Genomic DNA, 22,493 nt, shown 5'->3' with positions numbered 1-22,493 from the left:
GTCCACCCGCACCATTGCGATAAGGTGCGCGCATGGCCTCGGAACCGTGCGCGTGATCAGCTCGGAACGATGCGCGCGATCACGTCGGAATCATGCGCGCGATGAGCCCGGATTCCGCATTTGAAGTCATCTCCACAGCGACCTCTCGTCAAACCGTGCGTGCAGTTTTCCCGCACACGGCTTTCCGACTGCCTTCTTCCGGCAGCTTTATGGCGGCGCAGATCGGGCATACCGGCTGTTCTCCTGTCCCGTAACCACCAAGCCATTGAGCTTGAATAGTCCATGGTAGTCGTAGAACCATGACGGCGGATGGTCCCTCCATCCCTTTGTCCGTTTCTTGTGCTTCTTCCTCAGCATGATGCAAAGTGTCCACATCGTGTAATTAGCGATGCTATTGACATGCATTCGAGAATTACCAGTCTTGAAGTAGTTTCCCCATCCTCGCAGAACAGGATTGATCTGGTCTTTGATAAGTAAGGGCAGATCGCGGTGTTGCCCTGTGCGGACAATTTCCCTGATCTTCTTCTTGACTGATGCCATCGCCTTGGGAGCGGGATAATAATATGTCTTTGCTTCACCAGAGCGCTTAGACGGCTGCACCGCATAGCGGTGGCCGAGGAAGTCGAACGGTTCTTCGCGGACATTGACTATCCGTGTTTTCTGCTCGTTGAGCGTCAGGCCCAGCCGGTCGAGAACCTTCTTGGCCTCGGACAGGTAGGTTTCTGGCGCTTTTCCGCACAGAATGACAAAATCGTCAGCATATCGCACGATGTGAGCATCATGCGCCCTGCTACCGAAAGCCATTTTCTCCCAATATCGGTCCAGCCAGTGCAGATAGAGGTTGGCAAGCAACGGAGAAATGACCCCGCCTTGCGGCGTTCCGGTCGTTTCCTTGCGCACCTGCATATCTTCCATCACACCGGCGTCGAGCCACATCGAGATCAGTTTCATAACTGACCGATCGATGACCCGCGACCGCACAGAGATCAGCAGTTTGTCGTGCGGAATCGTATCAAAGTATGATTTCAAATCCGCATCGACGACATGGACGCAACCAAAGTTGATCCATTTGTAGATCTCCCGCAGGGCATGAAGGGCGCTCTTACGAGGCCGAAACCCATACGAAAAATCCTTGAAGTCCGCCTCGAACAACGGTTCGATGACGATCTTCACTGCTGCCTGTATGACACGATCTTCTATGACTGGAATGCCAAGCGGACGCTTCGATCCATCGGCCTTCGGGATATAAACCCGTCGAACCGGCTGGGGCCGATAGCGCTTCGCCTGAAGTTTTCCCTGTATCCCACCGAGGAACCGCTCAAGGCCGATCTTTCCTTCGATCATATCGAAGGTCTGTTTGTCGATGCCAGGGGCACCGCCATTAGCCTTGACCTGTCTGTAGGCGAGCGCAAGGACATCTTCCCGGCACACCTTGTCATAGAGCACTCCGAATTTCCGCGTCAGATTCGCCTTGGCTGCTCGGTATAGTGACCGTTGCAGTTCTCGCACCTTTTCTAACGGTGTGTTTTGAGCTTTCGCAATCACACAGTGCCTCCTACATCGGCTTCCGTGGCAGAAGTAGAGGTCCTTCCCTCCGGTCAGGTTTTGTTGTCCTGTCCATCATCAGTACTATGACCTCCTCCGACTCCTTGTCCCTGCATCCGTCCAGATTTCGGTGCTTGCCTTATACTTTCAGTTACGCAGCAGGTTAAGCTGCGACAGGGGAAGGTCTCCTTGGTTCCGCTCAGTTCTGTGCATACATCCCATCCTCTATACCCCGAGTTCCAATGCCGGTTTCACTTGGTCAGTTCATCCACCGGCATTCACTGGTCTTCGCCCCCATTCTAAAGGCTCGACGGAACCACCCTACACCGCACTCTCCCAGTATTGCTGTACGGCTGAAATTTACGAGGCTTATGAAGGTTCACTTTCGTTACGGGCTGTATGCTTGCGGGCACCCACGGTCTGGGTCGGGGGCTACCTTTGTCCGGCGTCGTTCCCGCGTTTCAGTCACCATCCACACGTACGCCATAGCTACACAGTCAACTAACCTCCTACTGTGGCAGGACTCTCACCTGCAAGAAACTGAGCAGCTTGATCCAAGCACTCAAAATGGAATCTCGTCGTCTAAGTCGCGGCTATAATTGTGTGAATCGTAATTCTGCATAGAGCCTGACTGTTCACTATAACCATTAGAAATATTAGAGGACCGATCATCCTGACGACTGTTATTGTCATCACTTCTTCGATCAAGCATTTGCAGCTCGCCTCTGAATTTCTGCAACACAATTTCCGTTGTATAGCGGTCATTGCCATTCTGATCCTGCCACTTTCGGGTCTGCAATGCACCCTCCAAGTACACCTTTGCGCCCTTTTTCAAATATTGCTCAGCAACTTTCACCAAATTTTCGTTGAAAATGACAATACTATGCCATTCTGTGCGATCCTTGCGCTCCCCTGTCTGGCGATCACGCCAGCTTTCAGAGGTTGCTACTCTCAAATTCGCTACCTGATCTCCAGAATTTAAACGCCTGACTTCTGGATTGGCGCCAAGATGCCCGACAAGGATAACTTTATTCACACTTCCAGCCATAAAGATCACCTTATTTTATAAAAATTTCGATATTAGAATATAATCTAAAATTAAGAAAAGCAATAGGACGCAATTTGCCATTTTTATTAAGTTTTGTAATTTTTATTAAGTTTTGTAATTTTTTTATTGACTCCGTAAAACTGGATGTTACCCTTGTGGTGTAAAAAAAACATAGGTCCAATTACAATGTTCAACACTGAAACAACGAAAGTTGAGTGCGCATTAAGCGCACTCCATGAAGTAGCACTTACACTCCTTGAAGGCACGGCCATTGTATCCTTTGTGGTCGTCGCCGGGGTAGCCTGCATGAGCTTCAAATAATCCAGTATATGTGCCTACCGCTTCGGCGGTAGGCCAGCCTCTTTAAAGGTGCGACATGACTACCGAAACAGAAACAACAGCTCCTTACTCACTACCAGCAAACAAAAAGGTTGCTAACCTAATCATCAGCTTTATGAATACCTTGATTGCACAGGACAACGACTACGAGAGCGATGTTGTTGAAGCATTATGGTTGGAAGTCTGGAACGACCATATTGCAGCTAAGTCACCGTCAACCCGATCATCCTATACGTCATTTTTCCGCAATGCGATCCGAGATCAGTTTGGCCGGGACCATCCAGCGCTAGACGTTATTCGTCCACTGGAAAGCAAATATACCGAGCGCACCGTAAAGGCTGCGGCTCGGTCAAACTCTGGCAGACGGCCTAAGCGTAAAGCAAGCATTGAAAACCTCGTGCTTGCAGCACAGGCTTTGATGAACGACCGCAAACACGTTATCGAAGACGGAACTCCGGTCGTTGATGCCAATCGTGATTTCCAGTCTGCACTTGCACGACTATGGGATCACGAGCTTGTTGAAATTCAACAAAGCCTCACACTCGCCAGTCAAGTTAATGTCGCCTCACAATACCGTGCAGCTCTACGCCAAGTTGGTCTTGATGATGAATTGGTTATGGACGTAGTAAAAGCGCCTGAGAGCGCCACGGAAGCGCGCAGACAAGATTATCTGGATAAGGTCGTGGAGCGTAACCATACCATCGTCCAATTCCATAAATGGCATGAATTGCTCGCTCATGTAGAAAGCGTCCTACCAGAACCTACAGCCTCTTGGAGTAAGATCAAAGATGAAGCGGTTGAACTGGCTAAGACGCTTACAAAGGAGCAAGCAACACAAATTGGAACAGCCCTCCTGCTAATAACAGGACGGCGCTCATTTGAGATTTTCTGCCAAGGTGCCTTTGAACCCGCGCCTATGGAGCTGGATTACGGCACTATCGATTTAGGCCAGCACGCCGCTCTTGGTAAAGTGTATCATAATTGGCAATTAATCTTCTTTGGTCAGGCAAAAACACGCGGTCGCGCTGGAACCAAATTTGATACAGGATACGTAATCCCTATCCTTGCTCCAGCAAAAACCGTATATTTCGCTCATTTCGCACTCAAGCTCTGCGAGAGCGGCCAAGAATGGTCAGAAATGACAGCACCAGAGTTTCGCAACGATATGCTCTTAAACAATCCGAGCTGCCTCCTGCCCTTCGCTCGTTCCGCCATCTATCACAAGTTCTGGCCTGTCGCTCCAATCACTGCAACACCCGCAGAATTGGAAGCTTCAAACCTCGTCAATCACAATATCCGATCCCTCTACACAGAAATTGCCGATACGCATTTCCGTAGAAAGAATATGTCTAAAAATGCTTTCATCTGCCAGATACTAGGGCATGGCGAAACTGACTTGAACACATCACATAGCTATATGCGTTACAATCTGCCCGACATGAAACCACAAGCCTATGGCAAGAGATCAAAAAGCCGACTGGTTCAAAAGATCATTGCCGAAGCAGCAAAGCGCTTCAACATTACACCTACCGATTCAACCGACACCGATTAAATCGGCAAGCCTTTTGTTTTGTTTTTGTTTACAAAACACAAACATTTAAATAACAAATTGTAATATTTCTGTTTTTATTTTGTTTGCAAAATGTTTTCACAAAAAAACCGCCCTACAAAACTAGGGCGGTTAAATTTGTCCAATTACTCAAATGCGGAGAGCTTCATAAGCTAAGCTATAAATGCTTTGCACCAGAACAATCGCATAAACATTACCTGAGCCGTCTTTTAAAGGCAATGAGTTAGCTACTCTTAGCCAAAGGACACCATATCACGTTCAGCGGAGCTATCTCGCTCCAGCTTCTGACTCTGATCCATTTTATAACTCGCCGCAAATTCATTATTCCAATCGATAACGGCATCCTTGAATTTCTTGAGGTGAACCCGATCCTGAATAGCGAAATCCGAAAATTCCCGGTTTGCGCCGCCTAATGCTTGTAACTCACTGTCACCCTTTGCCAAGTAATGATCAATCATTACAGCATGGACTGAACGAGCAAAAATCTCACTAGGATTTTGCAAATAATCCGCATGTTGTTGCGACATATCTGCGCCTTCCTTGATCGCGCTTTCCACGAACCCACGCACCTGATGAGCTGCGTGGGTATCAATGATCACGCGCTTAAATTTACTCTCTGTGCTACCCGGATCGCTCGCATCAAGACCAATATTCCGGTTGCCAAAGTCCATTGCATGAGCAAGCTCGTGAACAAGCGCGTATGCCGAGTACGGAGAATAGATAACCTGACTAACACTTATATCAGTGCTGGCTCGCGCTTTGTATAATCCAAGCGCATTATCTGGCATCCCGTTCTTTGTGACCATAATAGTCAAGCTATGCGGCCCAAAAACGCTATCCGTTCCGTTACCAAAGACGCTTTCAAATGCTTGGACAGCCGCAATTATCCGCTGTGACGACTGCCACTTTAATTCAGTAGGCAAGCTTGCTTCATAGCGAATATTGATGTTGCCGACCTTATCCGGCAGCTTCTCACCAGACGCTCTTTTCCTCACAATATGAGCGTCTAAAAACGTAACTGGCGCTCCGCTCAAGTTTTGATGAAGGAAACCTAAATGACATTTTTTTGCTGCCTCTTTATAGGAAAGCATACCGTCTTTTTGAGGAAGTCGAGCACCCTTCACATAAATTGAGTTATCAATTTCAGCACTAATTTTATGTATTTTTGCTTCCAGTTCATAAGGAATCTTATAATAAGCTCCCACTATGCTATCTTGCATAATAGCATTTTCAAGTAGTTCAAATTTTTCAATGTTGCCTTCGGTATATTCTTGAACAGCAAGAACTATCATTCCTGTTGCATGTTCAGGATACCTGTCATAAACAGCATCCCAAACTTTCAGCAACTGGCCGTCAAATGGCACTTTTACTTGATTGTTTAAGCCTGCCAGCGCAGCAGCAGCAACAACACGTTTAAGTATTTTCTCTTGGGATGCATCATCAAGGCCAAGAATATTTGATAGGATCGTTTCAGGGGAAGCTGATTTTCCGCGTTCATAGCCTCCCACGTAGATATTTCCGGGCAACTTACTAAGATCATTAAGAGCGATAGCGTCTTTATCGAAAAAGGCGCACAGGGACGCCTTTATGTCGCTCATTGCATCCATACGATTGTTATTGATGAAGACGTTAGGTTCATCCGCTGATGCCTGCCACCCGGCGCTCACTATATCGGAAGCCTTTTCTAAATAGTCGGCAGGCTCCTTAACAGTGAGCTTCAGGAAAACACCGGATTCATCATTTTTAATCCGCTCCAGAATTGCGCCAACATTCCGCAGATCAAACCATTTAGAAGTCGCCATAACCTACACCTTTATTTGGCAACCACAGCTATTAGCAGTCGCATTTAATTTTATTTTTTGTATTATCCGTTTATCGATTTTACAATAAAATAAGGATTTACGCTATGGAAAAAAGCGGCAGAGGCATGAGCGAGCGCATGATGCTCGTTGTCCTCGGAATTTTGTTCATGGGCGTTCTTGCTATTCTCTGGGCCATCGTTACGCGGCCTGTAGGCATCATGTATCACCTTATCAGGACAATAGAGAGCTTAGGTACGTGGTATCTAAGCCCGTGGGGTATGAGCTTTCACAACCTGACACTTGGGAAAGATAATGATGTGCGGTTTATAGATATTTATACATCGTCCATACCGTTCGGGATTATCGCAGCTCTTATCGTTGTTTACATAGGCTATAGGCTGAAAAAGAAGGCTCAAAATGAGCATCTAAGCTCCATAATTTCGCACGAGAAATCCTCCCCACCGGATTGGAAATCAATCATGCGAAGACAGGCAATTTTGTATCCGGCAAACCAATTCTTTCTCGATTACGCGATAAATGATTTTGCGGACCTGACAAAAGGCGTTGCCAGAATGCCTTACACCGCCATCGACGTTATCCTACTCTCAGGAGCATACCGTGGCACTAAGCTGGTTGACGGACAGGAAGCACTAGAATGTGACCGGAGCGCGCTCACAACGTACCTGTCTGGCTATATGGGTGAATTAAACCCATTCTTTGTGGCCAGAACCGATTACAGCGTTTCATCCGACCCTATGCCGTCTAACGAAATAATCGAAGACATAATCAATAATCGCCTTAAATGGCATCAGTGTATCATTCTGTATCCTGCGCTCTTTCGTATATACGGCTCGCTCGTAGATACAGGGCAAGAGTTTTCCTACTTCATTGAGAATACCGAAGGGTATTTCAAAGACGTATGGAGAGACATTAATCGCCTTAAAAGGAACAAGCGTGATAGCCTCGTCATCGGCTTTCAGGATGAAAATGACGAGAAATTCAAACGCGCTATTTTCCGCGAAAAGCACGGCGATAGCGCTACCTTATATACGCTTATAGATTACCTAAACAGCGAAGCAGAAGGCCAATCTGGAACTATCGGTGATACCCTGCCTACGGTCATCACCGCCCGACAAAAGCTCATTGAACTGCTTTCATCGCATCGCCATACGCCAGATCGCGTTCCGGCAGGCAAAGACCCGAAAAAGGGGCTTTTATACAAGAAGCAAACCGAGCTGATGGATTCGGAGCGAATCCTGTCTGCGAATATCCTAAACCAGCAATTGAGCTTCATTAAGCATATCAGCCCGATCTTGTTGAAGCGCGCATACACTGCGACAATGCTTGCAGCGTCACTTGATACTGAAACAGGCGGCACTCGCAGCCTCGGTGTCCTTGCACCAGCTCAATTCAGATGGGTGCGGTTCTACGATCATAAGCTATGGCTATTTATACGTGCTATAGGCGGCAAAACAGCCGTTCCAGAAGCCGCAGGCGTGTTCCAGCACTACTTAGACGAAAAGACCACGCAACAGCCCATAATTAACCCGCAGCTCGACCGTGCGGTCGAAGCTATCATCAATGAGGCTAACAATTATATTACGCCAGAAGCGAAAGAACGATTAGAGCGCGAGCATGTGTTAATGCACGGCTCCCCAGAGACAAAACACGAGAAGGCCGCAAGAGTAGTGCATCAAATGACGCAGGATGCACTATCCCTCCTGCCCTCCAGCAATACTGAATAAAATAGCGGCTTTAAGCCGCTTTTTTATTGCAAAGTATCTCGCTGCTAACCTGTACCAGCACCAAGCGCCGTGCATATCTGTTGCAAACCAACGTCCATTTTAATGGTATTGCCAATGATTGTTGCAACGTCATTGGCAAAAATTGCAACAACCCCGGCAAAAATATAGAACAGCGCCTGCCCTACACCACCAGATCGTGTCTGGTTCCTCATGCCGTGCAGGATGCTAACACCCATGAAAATAGCAATAGCGCCAAACACCATAAGCAGGCCGGTAATCGCAAATTGCGTGTCTTGGCAGTATTGGCCTGCGCTACTGGTGCCACTTGGCTGATATGAAAGCCATGACGCGGTTTCCTCACCGCCCAATGCTACCGTGTTCGCGAACCGGGCCACGATATACGGACCTATCGTGCAGGCCGAACCAAGCAATAACTGTGTGCCAGCTCCAACGTAAGAATGGCCAGAGCGCGGCCCCTCGCTTGCAACCTGATAAACCTCATAAAAGGCATGGCCGCATAGCCATAACCCAAAGAGCGCCATCAGGATAAAAACGAACTGGAAAATAAAAGGAAACAGCGTTCCGAGATTAATGATGATGGTGCCTAAATCACTCATTTTTTGCCCTCAACACCATTCATTTCATTCAAAATAACGATCACGGCATTCAATGCATCAGTCAGCTTAGCAGTTTTTTCCTCCTGCTTTGCCATACGCCGCTTTAGAACCTCAACCTCAAGAGCTGATACATCGACACCTTCACGAAGGATTGGATCAACATATTTCTTAGTTTCATCAATCTTCCTCTCACGCTGATATTCCTGCATTCGTGGTGGATCAATATGTGAAACTGGAGCCGTTTGATCAAGAATTACATCTTGAGCAACAGACGCACCTATCAGGTTGAATACAAACATAATGGTCAGGATCAGTCTCATAACTGTCATCCTTTGCACAGAAGATATTCATATGGATCATAACCTGTCATCCAGACGCCAAAAGACGTTTGCGAGTTGACTTTCACATTATAAGTTTCCACGTATTTATCACCGTCCTCGTCGGTGCATTGCAAAGTGACAGAAGTGCCTTTGGCAGAAGAAAATTTGCAGCTCTTATCAATACCGCTAATCTTGTCGCCACCCTTTTCAATGATGAATATTGAATCGCTCTTTTGCGCGCAGTCTTCGCGATACACGCCCTCACGCAATTGACTAAACGGATTTTGATCGGCCAGTGCAGCCACTGAAAATGTGATGAGGAATACAAATGATGCGCCATAGCGCAATGAGTGCTTAATCATAGTTTAGCGTCCAATTCATTGATGATAAGTAAGCCCAAAGACAAATCCGCTTCGGCGCGGCCAATTTGACCAGCTCTTGCCGTCAACTGACTGCCTGCATTAGCCTGACGTGCCAGATCGAGCATAAAGCTGCGCTCCGAATTTTCGATCACGTCTAACTCGTAGTCGGTCGTTCCGCCGCCGCCAACAAAGGTGTTGCCTGCGCCTTCATCCGCACTGATGCCACCATTTGACGAGTAAGGCTGCTCTCCAGAGTCAAATTGCGGGGAGCATGTATTTTCCAACGTCAGGCCACCCGGTCGATCCAGATTATAGCCTGCCAGCGTACCTTGATTATAGGGTATCCGCTCATATAGAAATCGCTCTGGCTGCACGAAATACCAAGCTTTAGGAGAAGCATTGGCTATTTCCTGCGATGAGAGCGGTTGAGACATTTTAGTCCCGCCCAACTGACCGTCACTTGTTTTGAAAACACGATCCGATCCATTACCGGCTAGGTTCTTAACGGCGTCACCACGCATCAAAACACCCAAATGGTGATGAACAGAAGCATTATTCTTGGTGCCACTGCCACCCATTGTCCCGATTTGCGTATTAACCGATACGCTCTGTCCAGCCTCGGCCTGCTTTGAGATTGTATCCAAGTGCATCCAGATAAAGCGCTGATCGCCTGTTTCCGTCACAACACGTAAGCCACCGCTACCGTTCTTCGTCTGCCAGACCTTACCGTCGATAGCCGCATACAAAGGATCGCCACGACCTGCGGAATTGACAATATCAAGCCCCTGATGAACGCCACGGCTTGCCCCCGGTCGATGAGAACGGTCCTCACCGTAAGGAGAAATAACTTGCTGACCACCCGTTGACCACGGCGCTCTAGCCAAACAGACGCCTCCTCCGCCGCCAGCGCCACTACCGTTTCCGTTGCCTGTAACCTCGGAAACGTCTCGGCCAGCTCCATCAATCAGATAATCGCACACCGATTTATTGTTGCCGTCCTTCACATTTGGGGCATTACAGTTAAGGCCGTTTTTCGAGAGATTGCCTAATTTACCATTAGAACCACAGCCAAACTGACAGGCCATCAAAATAGAAGATTCAGTAATCGTACCGCATCGATCATTATAGCAAACACGCTGCCCGACAAGCTTATCAAAACCGTTCTTAGTTGCATTGCGCCATTCTGTTTTCTGATAATTCATCCATACATTTACCTGATGACTTGGATTATTCAGAAAGCTTTCCTTCGTGCCATTGTAATAGCGTTCAAAAGTGCCCGGACAGAACTGAAATGCACCAAGGCATCCAAACTGGTTGACCGATCCCCAATTCCCTTCATTGGCCGAAACAATGGCGGCATATTCCGCATAAGACGGCGGCATACCGGCGCGAATTAGGTCATTGGCCGATACGCCAGCATAACTATCTGACGCTGGCATAGAGAAGGAAACCACTGCAACGATCATCGTTGACAGGTATTTGCGTAGCCGGAAGGCCATTAGTTGCCCCCTAAGCTATATACCTGATCACATGCTTTCAGTTTCGTTCCGCTGGCATCAAAGGCATAATAATCCGGGCTGGAACACATCATGTCCGTTGTCAGGACTTGTCGTTTTTTGTTCTGCCCGGTCATTGTGACCCGTACCGGGCACACTGAGGTTGAACAGCCGCTACCGATCAGCAAAGTTACAAAGTAAGTAGATCCTTTGATTTTGCTCTGACCCACGCAAACCTTTGCCGCATCCTGCCAGCCTTCATCCTTAGCATCGGCAATTTCTGGATCGCTCCAGACTCCGAAAGGATCGCTGTGTATGCTTTTCAAAGGCTGGCATTTCAGCTCGACAGGTTTAAAACTATCAGCGCCTGTCTGAGCATATGCAGGAACAGTAGCTAACGGCAGCAACAGGCTCAACGTAGCTGAAAATAATATTTTTCTCATTCCCGCACCTTCCCATGTTTTATTATTCATAAATTTCGATTATCGTATTTTATAATTAATACCGATTTTAAGCAACATATAACCCAGTCGAACCCGCTCAAGAAAGCAGGAGTGACATGCAACAGTTTATCGTAATCGACGCCATAATCGACGGAACGGTCGTTCCAAATGAATCCTTACTTGCGCGAGCTGCGACCGCGCTCAAAACAGACTTCACGTCACAGACTATTCAGGCCGACGAAAAAGAGATCGCCATTCTTCCAGATGGTCAACCAGATCAAGAGATTGATCCTGATTTCACCCTCGCATCTATTCGCTGGCAAGATAGCCTTGCAGAGTTTGAAATAAGGATAATGCCGCAAGGCGTAATCTATGAAGCTTTCGCAAAAAACGACACCGCTGATACAAATAGCCTCTTTCTGGATTTGAGTAGCTTTGACGACGAGCTGCGCGAGTTTCGCTCCAGCATTGGCGAAGGAATATAATCATGGTCTGGAAGGCATTGCTGCCAAGGTCGCCACTGCGCAACATTCGTACCAAAGAAGGCAAGGCAACCTTTGAATGGGCAAAGAATCAGCTCAAACGAGAAAAAGTTGCACAGTGCCCTGAATGCGGCCATAGCCCATTGACGCCGGTAAACCTGATCAATGAAGAACATGACCAAGGGCACTATGATCAAGTCTTTCTAACCTGCGAAACGTGCGATTATAGCGTTGATGTTACCGACGAGATTAACAACGCACAGCAACATACCGCTTCTTACGCATCGGTCGAAACGACCTACCTATATACAGCCGCTGCCATGTTCTTCGGAACCGGCTTTTTAGCTTTTATCCTGTCAAACTTTGTGACGTTTATTGGCGGCGCACTACTTACGCTCGTTCTAATAGCCTACTCGTTTCAGGCCAGCTATAGACATTGGCAAATAGTGAACCGAAGAATGTTTGAGGCTACCCCACCGATTAAGGACTTTCTCAAAAGCTATCTGAGAAAATAGTCAGTCCTTGCCACGCTCATGAGGGGAAACCCAACCGTGGCGTTGCGCATATTCAACGCCTTCATCCACCGTCTTAAACCCGTATTCTCTGATCAACTCTTCCAAATATGGATTTTCCAAAAGCGCAGTGATGTAAAGCCTTGTCCGCGTACTGGCGATCCCGCCATACTCAAAAACCCAACGGACCAGCAATGATGCATTTAACAGGCTATTGCTACGCATTAGCTGCTCATGCAGCATGTAATAATCATGGTCGAGCGCCTTTATTACGTCATTAAAATGAGCGTAAAGAGCGCTGTTGAACTGCATCTTATCTTCTTTGACATCAACGGCTTTGCCGCCAAAGAAAAGCTGATCCTCATTGATCCCCGGCGGCAACTCAATGCCGTGCTTTTCCATGAACTGCAAAACAGGGCGTCGCCATTTATTCGGAATAAGCTGCTGCGTGTTCCATGAATAAATAACGGACTTGCTGACCTTGAGGCTTTCAGCCAGATCATCAACAAATCCTCCCTCGTTCCCATTACGAAGGAAATGATTTTCAAAAAGCGCCCAAAATAGAGCCGTGCTTTTGGTTCTCCGTCCACGACGATGCTTAGTGGACTGCGAATGTAGTTTCTCAGTTTCCGCGACCAGCTTCGCGATTACGCGAGCTTCCCCAACGTTATTTGGACGCTTACTCACGCTATCCCTTTCTCAATATAACTATCGCGGCAAAATTTGTGCCTACATCACCAACCAGAACACCATTAGTCAATTTTTTTCCTTAAAATCTATAATTTTTGACAATTGATTTATTTTTGCGATAATTCGATTGGTGTTATTTCAATAAAATAGGTGGTTTCATGACCGTTCTAATTATATGTGAAAAGCCGCAACAAGCTAGAAATATGCAAGATGCTGTCGGCAGCAACTCGACTTATAAAATACTGCCAGCACAGGGCCACTTATACCGGCTACAATTGCCGGAAGAATATAACCCTGAATGGAAGGAATGGAGCACCGATATTCTCGCTCCAATGGCAAACCTTTACCCACTTGTAGAGGCTCCTGATCAAGGCCGCGGACCACGCATAACGGCCATAAAGCAAGCCTTACGCTCTGCCGAAAAGGTCATTATCGCAACCGACTGTGACCGAGAAGGTCAAGCGATCGGAGAGGATATAATACGCGAAATGAGGTACAAAGGGCCGGTATTACGTGCGATGTTCCAGAATGAAGACCCTGAAACTCTGCGAGACGCTATAAAAAGCGCGAAGCCCAACAGTGAATATGCTAGTCTCTATGGCGCTGCGATAGCGCGCAGGCAGGCGGATCAAATTTTCAATCTATCCATGACGCGGATTGCATCACTATGTCTCAAACCTGACGGTTGGAGCAAAGCTGTCGGTGTTGGCCGAGTGAAAACGCCAACTTTCGGAATCGCTTGCATCCGTGAGCTAGAAATACAGAATTTTGTGCCAGTCGATTATTTTGTGGTCAGCGCTGTATTGAAATCGAACGCTCACACTTTCAAACTCACCCACAAAACAACCGGCGACACAAAAATACTCTCCAGAGAAGCGGCTGACGCGCTTGCAAAGACGGTCAAAGCTTGGAGTGGGCCTGTTCAGGTTAAAACTGAACAGAAAAGCCAAGCGCCCGAACGAGGTATGGATTTACCTACACTTCAAAAGCGAGCATCAAAATGGGGCTGGAAGCCGACAAAGACGCTCGAAATAGCCCAATCCCTATACGAAAAGCACAAAATCGCATCATACCCACGCGCCGAAACTCGGTATCTCAATGAGATAATGATTAAGGACGCACAACCGATCTTAGATGCACTGCATAAAATCTATCCAATCTCGCAGCAATGGTCCCAACCCAGAATCCGCACAGGGAAAAGTGGAATATTCTCTGACGCTGGCGTAGGGAGCGCATCTCACCACGCGATCATTCCAAATGTAAAAGTGCTGGATCAGCTACCAACAATCTATCCAATTCTAAGCGCTGACGAAAAAAGGCTATTTGATCTGATCGCTAAAACATATCTGGCCGCTATCGCGCCCGACTACGAGTATGATCAAAAGTCGATCACCATTGAAATTACACACGAAAATAAGAAGGAAATCCTGGGAACAACAGGTAGCACCCCCACAAAATTAGGATGGAAAGCTCTCTTTCAAGATGAAAAGACGGAAAGTGAGGACGATAACGACGAAGACAACGGAAAATTGCCTCCTGTAGCTAACGGAGCGCTGGCGACTGTAACTAATACCAACATTGAATCTAAAAAAACAAAGCCTCCGTCACGCTTCACTCTTGGCGATCTCGTTGATGAAATGCAGAATGCTTGGCGTTATGTCGATGATCCTGCAATGAGAGAACGGCTCAAAGAAGCAAAAGGCATAGGCACTCCAGCAACCAGAGATACGATCATCGAAAGCTTGATCGCACAAAACTGGATTGAGGAAATAAAATCAGGAAAAGCCAATTATGTGCGGCCTACGGCAGAGGGGCTTCAAATTTATCAAATCCTGAAACAGAACGCACACTGGCTCATTGATCCCGGCTTTACGGCGCAGATGGAACTAAGACTGGATGCTATACTGGATGGTCGCTTGACCAGCGACCGTGTAATAGGTGCAATCGTTGACGTTGCTCATAAAATCAGGGACAAAATCGTTGAGATCGCGCCACCTAAGCTACGCGAAATATCAACAACACCGTCAGAAGCCCAAATTAGGCTCATAGAGAGTGTTGCGAAAGCAAAGGCGATAGAGCCACCAGAAAACTATAAAAGCGACCGTGCGGCCTGCAATGCCTTCCTGAATGAGCATAAACCACAGGACAAGACTAAATCATCAAAGGGGAAAACCAGCGGGGCAGCTCCATCGGCAAAGCAAATCGAATTTGCCGAGAAAATTGCAGCCCGGAAAAAGAAAAAAATACCAGCTAACGCCATGAAAGATAATAAGAAACTCAGCGAGTGGATTGATAAGAACAATAAATGACGCAAGACGTTTTTATGTCAGCCAGTGAGTTAATTGCGATCCGAACCGGACTCGGATTAACTCAATCTGACTTCGCCAAGACATACGGCTTCACAAAAGCCCGTATCAAGGATTGGGAGCAAGGCAGATCGCGCATCGATCTGCCGAGCGCGATTTATCTAATGGCAATATGCCGCTTCCCCCGATCTATAAGAAAAATCGGCGTAAGCGTTATTCAGCGCAACAATTGATGAAGTGTTGCGCGTCAGGCCAAAAAAAACCGCTATCCTCAATCCTGTAGTAAGCAATAGGCTCTTCGGCTGGATTGTCATGAATTTTTCTGATTACCGATACAGAGCCCGCAGTTTTCAGTAGTTGAAATTGCTCATCAACCTCTGCGGCCAATGCATCCACCGTGGAATAGCCGCTTAATAAATGTTCATTGTAGGCAATCATATTGTGTGCAAGTGCATATGAACTAATAATATCCCCCACACTGCGACTTGACAGCACAAGAGCTTCACGAAGTTTTTCAAGAATAGGAGATAATTTAATTTGCTCTTTATACAACATTCTGAAACCTATTATTTTATAATATTAATAAATATTATAAAATTTTAATTAGTGAAGCATCCCATAAACAAAAAATGCGGGTAATACTAATTTTTATATATTTGATTATAATTATTTCCACTGGAATGCCAAATATATTATGTAACAGCTTATTGGTCTGATATATCAACATTGACATTATTTTATCCAATATTACTCACAAAGTGCACAGTCATAACCATTCGTCGCAACCAACATCAATCACGGAATGGCTTACAGAACTAGGGGTCAGAATGTCCCCCTTTTGCTGAAGGATTTTAAAATGACCGAAAACGATCTATGTGCCGAGAAAATACTCATTGTTGAAGATGATGGCCTCATGCTTCACGCATTACTTACTTTTTTTAAGCGGGCTTTCGATCATTGCATGGTGCTTACAGCATCAACTTTTTTTGCTGCCGAAAAAGCGCTAGAAGAAAATGCCTTCTCTCTTGTGGTACTCGATCCGGGGTTGCCTGATTTTGGTGTAGCCTCGGAGGCATATGAGACACGTCTTTCAGTTATTGAAAAAGTCCAGACGCTAAGTCCAACTGCCAGACATATTATTATCACAGGCCGATATTCGATTGAGGAAGCTGAAAAATGCAGGCACCGCGGCGTAAAAGCCTATGTGGGTAAATTCGGACTGTCCCCACCTACGCTGGCCGAAATTCTCGAACAAATTGATCGCACTGAATTTATTAATTACCGAGGTTCGGTGAGCGGGATGAATAAATCTCCCCACTATCACTACCCCGGCGTGTCTCCAACGGATGAAGAAGTCCTCAAATGGGTTGCAGCACGGCCGCAAGGAATGAAAAGAGTCAAATCATTGCAGTTGATGGCAAAACATTTCAACTTGAAAACCGAGGATTCAGCAGAAAAAAAATATAAACGCGCGCGCAACAAATTTAACCAATCAAAACAGTTATTAAAGGATGACCAATGATTTTTAAAACGATTACATTTGCTCTCGCTCTGACGGGCGGCATTATAGCTGCAAATTACGCTTCAGCTGCCTTTGATGACCCCAAAACCCTCCACGTTGAAGGGAAGGCCGGGGCAACCCTCGCGGACTATCCGATTGGAGCACTTCAAAATTCCTTCCCCTCAAAGGTAATCGAGACCCAAACACCCTGGACTAACGGCAAAAAGGTTCGTTACCGCGGTCCTGCTCTATTAGATGTGCTAAAGAAAGATGGCCTAGATTCATCGGCTCTGGTTACTATGCTGGGCCTAGATGATTATCAGTCCAAGCTGGAGATAGCTGAGATCAGAAAATACGGCCCTATCATTGCGACGGAAATCGCATGCAGTGAAGCCGAGCGTACAAAAGCTGATTGCAGCGCTGGACAGGAATTCCGCCCGCTAACGGATAGCGATCGGGGGCCAATGTATATCATCTGGCCGTTTGATGCTTTGCCAAAGGCTGCGGACCCTGGTGACAACTCACGCTGGGTTTGGTTTGTGGTGGGCTTACGAGCAGATTCCTAATCGGATATCCAGCCGCTTCACCTTACCATTGTGACCTACCGGCTGATACCGGTAGGTGTTTTTTGTACAGCCACGTATGAGGTTCGTCATGGTGGAGAGTTTAAAAAAGCTAATTTTGATATGCCTGTTTTTGGCATTCGCCTTCTGTCTTGCGATGGTAGGGTGGTCGTTTATGCAGACCGATCATTATCGGCAAAAGGCCTATAATATCATTTCTGAAGTTTCTGAAGTTCAGTGGCGGGCCTCACAGATACGTGAAAAGGCCGTCGGGGCAATGGGATGGATAAGGCTCGCGCAGGCTACGCATAACCCGGACGATATTAAGCATATCACCCGTGAAATCAGTTTTCTCGCCACTAATCTGGAAGATCTCCTAGGGCTAAGTTACGCTTCCCAAATTCTTTTACCGGCTGATTTGAACAAGCTTCGCAAAATACTTGTTCTCGTTAACGACAAGATAAAGCCAGAAATTGAAGATGCGTCCGGCGCAGATAAATATGATCACGTCTTGGATCAGGTCACTTCGGTCTGGCAGGATATCATCCCCATCACAAGTGCAGCCGCAAATCTGGGGCGCACCTTCAAACGGACAGCTGATCTGGATCAACAGGCCTTCCGCAATAAGTTCCTTGCAGCCTTTTTGTGTGCAGTGCTTCTGTTTTTGTTGATCATTCCAGTCTGGATAGCGAGAAACCGTTCCCGCTATGAAGAGCAGGTGCGTTATTTCGCAATTCTTTTCAGTCACATGACTTTTACCCGTATATCTAGTCTGCATATCTATCTGCACTGGATGCTGGAGAAAGATGTGCCACCGTCAGCCGACACATTGGATCTGGCGCGCAAATCGACGACACAGCTGAGTGCTGTAAATCACTGGCTCGCTTGCATCGCTTTTCCTGAAAACGACAGGAACGGGACTTTCGTTGTGCCATTAGACAGCGTTTTTAAAAGCGTGCGCAAGTCGAAAAGCGAGGACGCGCATATTATCAATCTAAGTCTGGATCCATATGCGGGGAAAGTTTTGGTTCCAGAAGCTCACATTCACCTTATAATAGATGAACTTATCAGTAATGCGCTCGACGCTGTCAGAAATACCCCAAAATCCATCGTAACAATCCAAGCCAAATTGAAAAGAGGCAAAATTCGATCCGAGAAACTCGAGATAGTTATCGCAGACAATGGGGTAGGCATGTCCGAAGAACATATTAAGAAGGCTCGCCTTCCCTTCTTTTCTTCTAAAGGAGAGGCGCTCGGACATACCGGATTGGGACTTACCGGTTGCTTGAAGTTGGTGGAATCCATGAAAGGTAAATTCGGTTTGCGGTCGGCTCCCGGAGAAGGCACACGGATATCCATAATATTTCCAACCAGAGCATTTTCTCGTTACGGAGCGAAGCCACGGCCTGAGAGCAAATCAAAAACTTCAAAACAGTTCAGCCCATTCGTTTGGTTCCGTCGCCTGTTAATAGCCAGGCCGGATTAATTCGTTATAATTGATATAGGTGCACAACTGGCCCTACCGGCAATGAGGAATTACCACTTTCCCAGTCCGCTATTAGCCTTGGAGTTGTATTTAGTAAATCCGCCATTTGAAAGATAGAACATCTGCAAATATTGGTGCGAGCCCAACTTAATCTGTGTCCAATCTCTGATGTTAATTTGTTATTCATAAAACCCCTAAGTGCTAGGTAAATTTCTGAATTACATCCGGCTGGAAGCCGGAAGGTTCAAGGCCTCCGCCAAGTCGTCAACCGGTGCATAAGCACCTCACGTCATGCTCGGGGCACAAGAACTACGGGCTGATGCCGGGAGTTCTTCAGTTGCACCAACAGGTTGTCTTATTTTCCATAATTCGCAACCAGAAATATGGCTCAACTCTTAGATTGTTCCGGTCCTCAAACTTTCCATTAGATTAGCGCGTTCTGGTCCCGACAGGTCATTGATATTTTCACAAACCACCCTGCCAGAATGACCAACAATCCGGCCTCCCGAAATAGTGTGGTTCACAAGCGGATCACCTGCCGAAGCTGGCTTATACGTATAATAAGCCGATGTGCGATTAACCCTACTACGAAAAGCCACAGCACACTCACGGCGCATTTCAGGCGTAATATCCTCCAACCTGACGTTGGGGAAATAGGCTCTTAGCTCCGCATTAGCTTCTGCCAGTATTTGCGCTTCCCTTGCTGGCGCTCCTTTGCGCCAAAGACGATAAGCAGCGTTTATGCAGAGAAGTGCAAAAATGATAAGAAAAACATTCATTGATTCACTCCTTCAAAATACATGTAAAACTATCCTGACCCGACCTTACCTAACCAATTCGCAAAAATCAACAGGAAGGACGGAATTTCCGCCCTACCCCCCTAATTGTTAAGCTAAGTCAAGCGCCTTGTTCGATCATCCCCTTGATTGCCGATGGACTTCTCTTTGTTAAAATCCTTCGTAGATTGTCTTAGCTCGCGAATGCGGCCACCTAGCTCCGGCGTACCCCGAAGGGCTGGCAAGCGCCCACCTACACCGAGCGTTCCCTGTACGCCTTCCATTGGATTTGCCTTAACAAGCGAAGACATACCAACGCCAATCCAACCAAGAACATAATCACTCAAGCCAGTGATTAGCGAACAACAATGCATCACGGTAAAGATCACAACCAAGACATAAACCATGATCGTGCCAAGGAACATATAGATAGACGATATTGAGCCTTCCGGTGCGAGTAGCGAGACGATACCCGTGAACAAGACATTGATAATATCAATACCCACTCGCATGATCAGGTACGCTGCAATCAAGCCCACCACAATAAAGAATGGCCGTAACAATACGCCAAAGAGCGTCAGTAAGGCATTATGGTTTGAGCCAAAAAAATTGGCCTGTCTCTGCGGCGCAAAGAACATGATGATCGTAATCGGCGTAGCAAAAACCGCTTCTATTGCCAAAATCACCCAACCGATAACTGCGCCTACGTAATAGATAATCGGCATAAACGGGACGATAATGGCAAGAACAACACCCAAAACGACCATTACAGTAGCCAATGGCCCAAGGAACTGATCAACTGCTCTAATACGCGGATCAGGTGATAATGCACTCGCTGTTGTCACGGCTTTCGCTCCAGCCGCTGATGTAAGCAATACCGTGCCAATATCCTGTATTTCTAAAAGTGGATCACTCCAAAAATTACTTGCATCATTGGCACCATCATTGCGGCCCATAAGTCCCGTAACCGTGTCAGCAAGCCAATTCAAGATAGCCGTACCGTTTTCAAACTCGCGTTGACCAACCGTCATAACATCACGATTGAGCGCTGCTGCTGAAAAGGCGCTACTGATCCCATCAAAATACTGTCTTTGATTTCTAAACTCTTGGAAGAAAACAACAGTTTCAGAACCTGCTCCGTTGTATCCCACGCCAAAAACTGTCTGTGGATCACTAGGATCACTCGCCCCAATTGTGACGTTATACAGCGCAGCTTTAGCCTTCACATAAATATTGCTCATCATTCGCTGCCAGTTTGCAGCAAAAATCCAGCCATTCCGCGTTGCCATCTGCAACAAAGCTTGAGAGTAATCATTCGTCTGCGAGTATGAGCGCATCATATTTTGATACGTTGTTATATACGTATCAAGCGCTTCTGACATTCCCTCAGTGATTAGCTCTTTGTTCTTTTCATCGTCACGCTGATTTTGAACAATCTGTTGCGATAGCCTTCTAGCATAAGAATCAATTACACCCATAGCCGTAACTTGAGCCGTAACCGATGCATCTTTTGTAAGCATGTTGAAAGTGTTGGTGAAATTGACAAGATTTGCTCCAGTCAAATTAGACCAAATATTGCTCATTTGCGATGGGTCTAAATACTCATACGCAATAATTCTCACGACACCGCAAAGACTTGACGAGTTACCATAGTGATCGCTGTTGTCCTTAAAATACCAACGATACTGATTACTTTTACCCGTGCTATCTTGTATAACAGTAAGCCTGTTCGCACTGATTGGATGAACAGAAGTACCCAAACCTAATGTTTGGGACGCCTGATTAAGATAGTTTGCGCACAAATATCCAGCCGTTCTCGCTCTAAAGGCTTCTGCAAAGCCGGTCGTAGCGGCTGGAGGCAGTGAATGAGCGCCGCTACCAATCCGGATTGACGGCGCGGTATAGCTGACAGAAGCGATATTATTCTCGGCCACCCTGATCCAAGCATTATCGGCCAGCCCTGATCCCCAAACCAAAAGGTAAAGAACCACGACCTGCGCAATTGTGAAGCCGCCCTTAACGGGCAGCAACAGAACAACGCCCACTGCTGCGCGCAAAACTGTATAGCGCGAATCCGTCGATTGCCCCATCATCTTGCCATCGGATGCTGTATCCATGATCGACGTGTAGATCATGTAGATCAGGACAGCCCCGGCAAAAAATAGGATTGCCAAATTAAGCAACGTGATAAGTTGCCCTAACATCGTGTCAGAGCTGCCTATATTTTCTATACCGCTACCGTCCGCAATAGCGCGGACCAACGGTCCAAACACCCTTTCAAGCGTAGTGACGGCATAGTCTTCGCGGACAGGTGTAAAAATTCCGGGATCTAGTCTGGTTTCGTCAGCCATTGGCGCTAATCCTCAACCCGCTTTTGAATCGTTCAGTTCGACCAGCGCGATTTCTTCAAATTTGTGAATGTATTCCAGCGATGTAGCGAGAAAGTCATCCTCTGAAATAACGCGCAACGTGGCTTGGCTACGCCCTGTAACCATCGACGTTTTGGCAGTGATTGGCGGAGTAAATTCACCGCCTTTAAGCCAGCAATAATTGCCGTCCTTGATCTCAACCAGCGAACCATATTTCAGGGAAAGCTTGTCACCATTTATGGAGCCTATCGACAATTGGAGAGACTTTTTCTCATTGATATAGCCCACATAGATAAACTGAATCTCTTGAGCATCGTCGGCGTTATCAAAGCTCGCAGCATTGAAATAGACCCGATAGTCGGATGCCCGATTATCCTCGAAATTTAGAACCTTAAACAGACTTGAAACGGTTTTCTTTTCTGAATGAAACAAGCCAACATTCTGATTATTAGCGGCCCGAAGAACCTCTGCCGCTGTAATAAATTTCCGGTTCAAATTAGTTGAAACAGCAATCGCCATTA

General features: G+C 46.7%; 22 protein-coding genes. 9 read left to right on the top strand and 13 right to left on the bottom strand.

The window, feature by feature from the left end; all coding sequences use genetic code 11:
• Positions 1-207: 207 nt before the first annotated feature.
• Positions 208-1,545, bottom strand: coding sequence for a group II intron reverse transcriptase/maturase (ltrA, locus tag OIV19_RS18485; protein WP_264232776.1), 1,338 nt, complete (start codon positions 1,543-1,545; stop codon positions 208-210).
• A 562-nt stretch (positions 1,546-2,107) separates the two neighbouring features.
• On the bottom strand, positions 2,108-2,593 hold the full coding sequence (gene ssb / locus OIV19_RS18480; protein ID WP_264232774.1) for a single-stranded DNA-binding protein: 486 nt from the start codon (positions 2,591-2,593) through the stop codon (positions 2,108-2,110).
• Positions 2,594-2,969: 376 nt separating this feature from the next.
• On the opposite strand from ssb, the gene OIV19_RS18475 reads away from it, so the two are divergent.
• Entirely contained in the window at positions 2,970-4,484 is a 1,515-nt protein-coding gene (locus OIV19_RS18475) for a protelomerase family protein (RefSeq protein WP_264232772.1), read from the top strand.
• A 251-nt stretch (positions 4,485-4,735) separates the two neighbouring features.
• On the opposite strand, the gene OIV19_RS18470 is transcribed toward OIV19_RS18475, so the two are convergent.
• The gene (locus tag OIV19_RS18470) at positions 4,736-6,304 is read right to left on the bottom strand and encodes a hypothetical protein (RefSeq protein WP_264232771.1); all 1,569 of its coding nucleotides are present in this window, start codon (positions 6,302-6,304) and stop codon (positions 4,736-4,738) included.
• A gap of 104 nt (positions 6,305-6,408) precedes the next feature.
• Between OIV19_RS18470 and OIV19_RS18465 the strand changes: the two genes are divergently transcribed.
• Entirely contained in the window at positions 6,409-8,049 is a 1,641-nt protein-coding gene (locus tag OIV19_RS18465) for a secretion/conjugation apparatus DotM-related subunit (RefSeq protein WP_264232769.1), read from the top strand.
• Positions 8,050-8,093: 44 nt separating this feature from the next.
• Here OIV19_RS18465 and OIV19_RS18460 read toward each other — a convergent pair whose 3' ends face one another.
• Genes OIV19_RS18460 through OIV19_RS18440 form a run of 5 tightly spaced genes read right to left on the bottom strand, consistent with a single transcriptional unit; the run spans position 8,094 to position 11,317 of the window.
• Entirely contained in the window at positions 8,094-8,666 is a 573-nt protein-coding gene (locus OIV19_RS18460) for a hypothetical protein (RefSeq protein ID WP_264232767.1), read from the bottom strand.
• Positions 8,663-8,986 carry a P-loop NTPase family protein gene (locus tag OIV19_RS18455; RefSeq protein WP_264232766.1) on the bottom strand — a complete coding sequence of 108 codons (324 nt, stop codon included), beginning with the start codon at positions 8,984-8,986 and terminating at the stop codon, positions 8,663-8,665. The genes OIV19_RS18460 and OIV19_RS18455 overlap by 4 nt, the downstream gene beginning before the upstream one ends.
• Before the next feature lie 5 nt (positions 8,987-8,991).
• Positions 8,992-9,291 carry a hypothetical protein gene (locus OIV19_RS18450; protein WP_264232764.1) on the bottom strand — a complete coding sequence of 100 codons (300 nt, stop codon included), beginning with the start codon at positions 9,289-9,291 and terminating at the stop codon, positions 8,992-8,994.
• Positions 9,292-9,344: 53 nt separating this feature from the next.
• Entirely contained in the window at positions 9,345-10,814 is a 1,470-nt protein-coding gene (locus OIV19_RS18445; protein WP_264232762.1) for a M23 family metallopeptidase, read from the bottom strand.
• Between the two features lie 32 nt (positions 10,815-10,846).
• On the bottom strand, positions 10,847-11,317 hold the full coding sequence (locus OIV19_RS18440) for a hypothetical protein (RefSeq protein WP_264232760.1): 471 nt from the start codon (positions 11,315-11,317) through the stop codon (positions 10,847-10,849).
• 86 nt (positions 11,318-11,403) lie between these two features.
• On the opposite strand from OIV19_RS18440, the gene OIV19_RS18435 reads away from it, so the two are divergent.
• Both OIV19_RS18435 and OIV19_RS18430 read left to right on the top strand, forming a co-directional pair.
• Positions 11,404-11,772: a hypothetical protein gene (locus OIV19_RS18435; RefSeq protein ID WP_264232758.1), complete on the top strand. Its 369-nt coding sequence runs from the start codon at positions 11,404-11,406 to the stop codon at positions 11,770-11,772.
• Between the two features lie 2 nt (positions 11,773-11,774).
• Positions 11,775-12,284, top strand: a complete 510-nt coding sequence (locus OIV19_RS18430) for a hypothetical protein (protein ID WP_264232756.1) — start codon at positions 11,775-11,777, stop codon at positions 12,282-12,284.
• On the opposite strand, the gene OIV19_RS18425 is transcribed toward OIV19_RS18430, so the two are convergent.
• On the bottom strand, positions 12,285-12,968 hold the full coding sequence (locus OIV19_RS18425; RefSeq protein WP_264232754.1) for a hypothetical protein: 684 nt from the start codon (positions 12,966-12,968) through the stop codon (positions 12,285-12,287). It abuts the gene before it with no gap.
• A 161-nt stretch (positions 12,969-13,129) separates the two neighbouring features.
• Between OIV19_RS18425 and OIV19_RS18420 the strand changes: the two genes are divergently transcribed.
• Positions 13,130-15,280, top strand: a complete 2,151-nt coding sequence (locus tag OIV19_RS18420) for a DNA topoisomerase (RefSeq protein WP_264232752.1) — start codon at positions 13,130-13,132, stop codon at positions 15,278-15,280.
• A complete protein-coding gene (locus OIV19_RS18415) occupies positions 15,277-15,510 on the top strand; it encodes a helix-turn-helix domain-containing protein (protein ID WP_319637619.1) in 234 nt (77 codons plus the stop codon). Before OIV19_RS18420 ends, OIV19_RS18415 begins: the two co-directional genes overlap by 4 nt.
• On the opposite strand, the gene OIV19_RS18410 is transcribed toward OIV19_RS18415, so the two are convergent.
• Positions 15,491-15,832 (bottom strand): hypothetical protein, encoded by a 342-nt coding sequence (locus OIV19_RS18410; RefSeq protein WP_264232750.1) that lies wholly within the window; start codon positions 15,830-15,832, stop codon positions 15,491-15,493. The genes OIV19_RS18415 and OIV19_RS18410 overlap by 20 nt on opposite strands.
• Positions 15,833-16,133: 301 nt before the next feature.
• Between OIV19_RS18410 and OIV19_RS18405 the strand changes: the two genes are divergently transcribed.
• The 3 genes from OIV19_RS18405 to OIV19_RS18395 all read left to right on the top strand — a co-directional run bounded on the left by OIV19_RS18405 (position 16,134) and on the right by OIV19_RS18395 (position 18,827).
• Complete coding sequence (locus OIV19_RS18405) at positions 16,134-16,799, top strand: response regulator (protein ID WP_264232748.1); 666 nt, start codon at positions 16,134-16,136, stop codon at positions 16,797-16,799.
• Complete coding sequence (locus OIV19_RS18400) at positions 16,796-17,344, top strand: hypothetical protein (protein ID WP_264232746.1); 549 nt, start codon at positions 16,796-16,798, stop codon at positions 17,342-17,344. Before OIV19_RS18405 ends, OIV19_RS18400 begins: the two co-directional genes overlap by 4 nt.
• Before the next feature lie 88 nt (positions 17,345-17,432).
• On the top strand, positions 17,433-18,827 hold the full coding sequence (locus OIV19_RS18395; protein ID WP_264232744.1) for an ATP-binding protein: 1,395 nt from the start codon (positions 17,433-17,435) through the stop codon (positions 18,825-18,827).
• 395 nt (positions 18,828-19,222) lie between these two features.
• On the opposite strand, the gene OIV19_RS18390 is transcribed toward OIV19_RS18395, so the two are convergent.
• The 3 genes from OIV19_RS18390 to OIV19_RS18380 all read right to left on the bottom strand — a co-directional run bounded on the left by OIV19_RS18390 (position 19,223) and on the right by OIV19_RS18380 (position 22,491).
• The gene (locus tag OIV19_RS18390; RefSeq protein ID WP_264232741.1) at positions 19,223-19,606 is read right to left on the bottom strand and encodes a hypothetical protein; all 384 of its coding nucleotides are present in this window, start codon (positions 19,604-19,606) and stop codon (positions 19,223-19,225) included.
• A 113-nt stretch (positions 19,607-19,719) separates the two neighbouring features.
• Entirely contained in the window at positions 19,720-21,954 is a 2,235-nt protein-coding gene (locus OIV19_RS18385) for a DotA/TraY family protein (RefSeq protein WP_264232739.1), read from the bottom strand.
• Between the two features lie 12 nt (positions 21,955-21,966).
• On the bottom strand, positions 21,967-22,491 hold the full coding sequence (locus tag OIV19_RS18380) for a hypothetical protein (protein WP_264232737.1): 525 nt from the start codon (positions 22,489-22,491) through the stop codon (positions 21,967-21,969).
• Positions 22,492-22,493: the final 2 nt, after the last annotated feature.

This window comes from Brucella sp. HL-2, from assembly GCF_025846885.2.
Classification (GTDB): Bacteria; Pseudomonadota; Alphaproteobacteria; order Rhizobiales; family Rhizobiaceae; genus Brucella; species Brucella quorumnocens.
The sequence above is the reverse complement of the archived record's forward strand: the minus strand, read 5'-3'. Positions and strand labels throughout refer to the sequence as shown.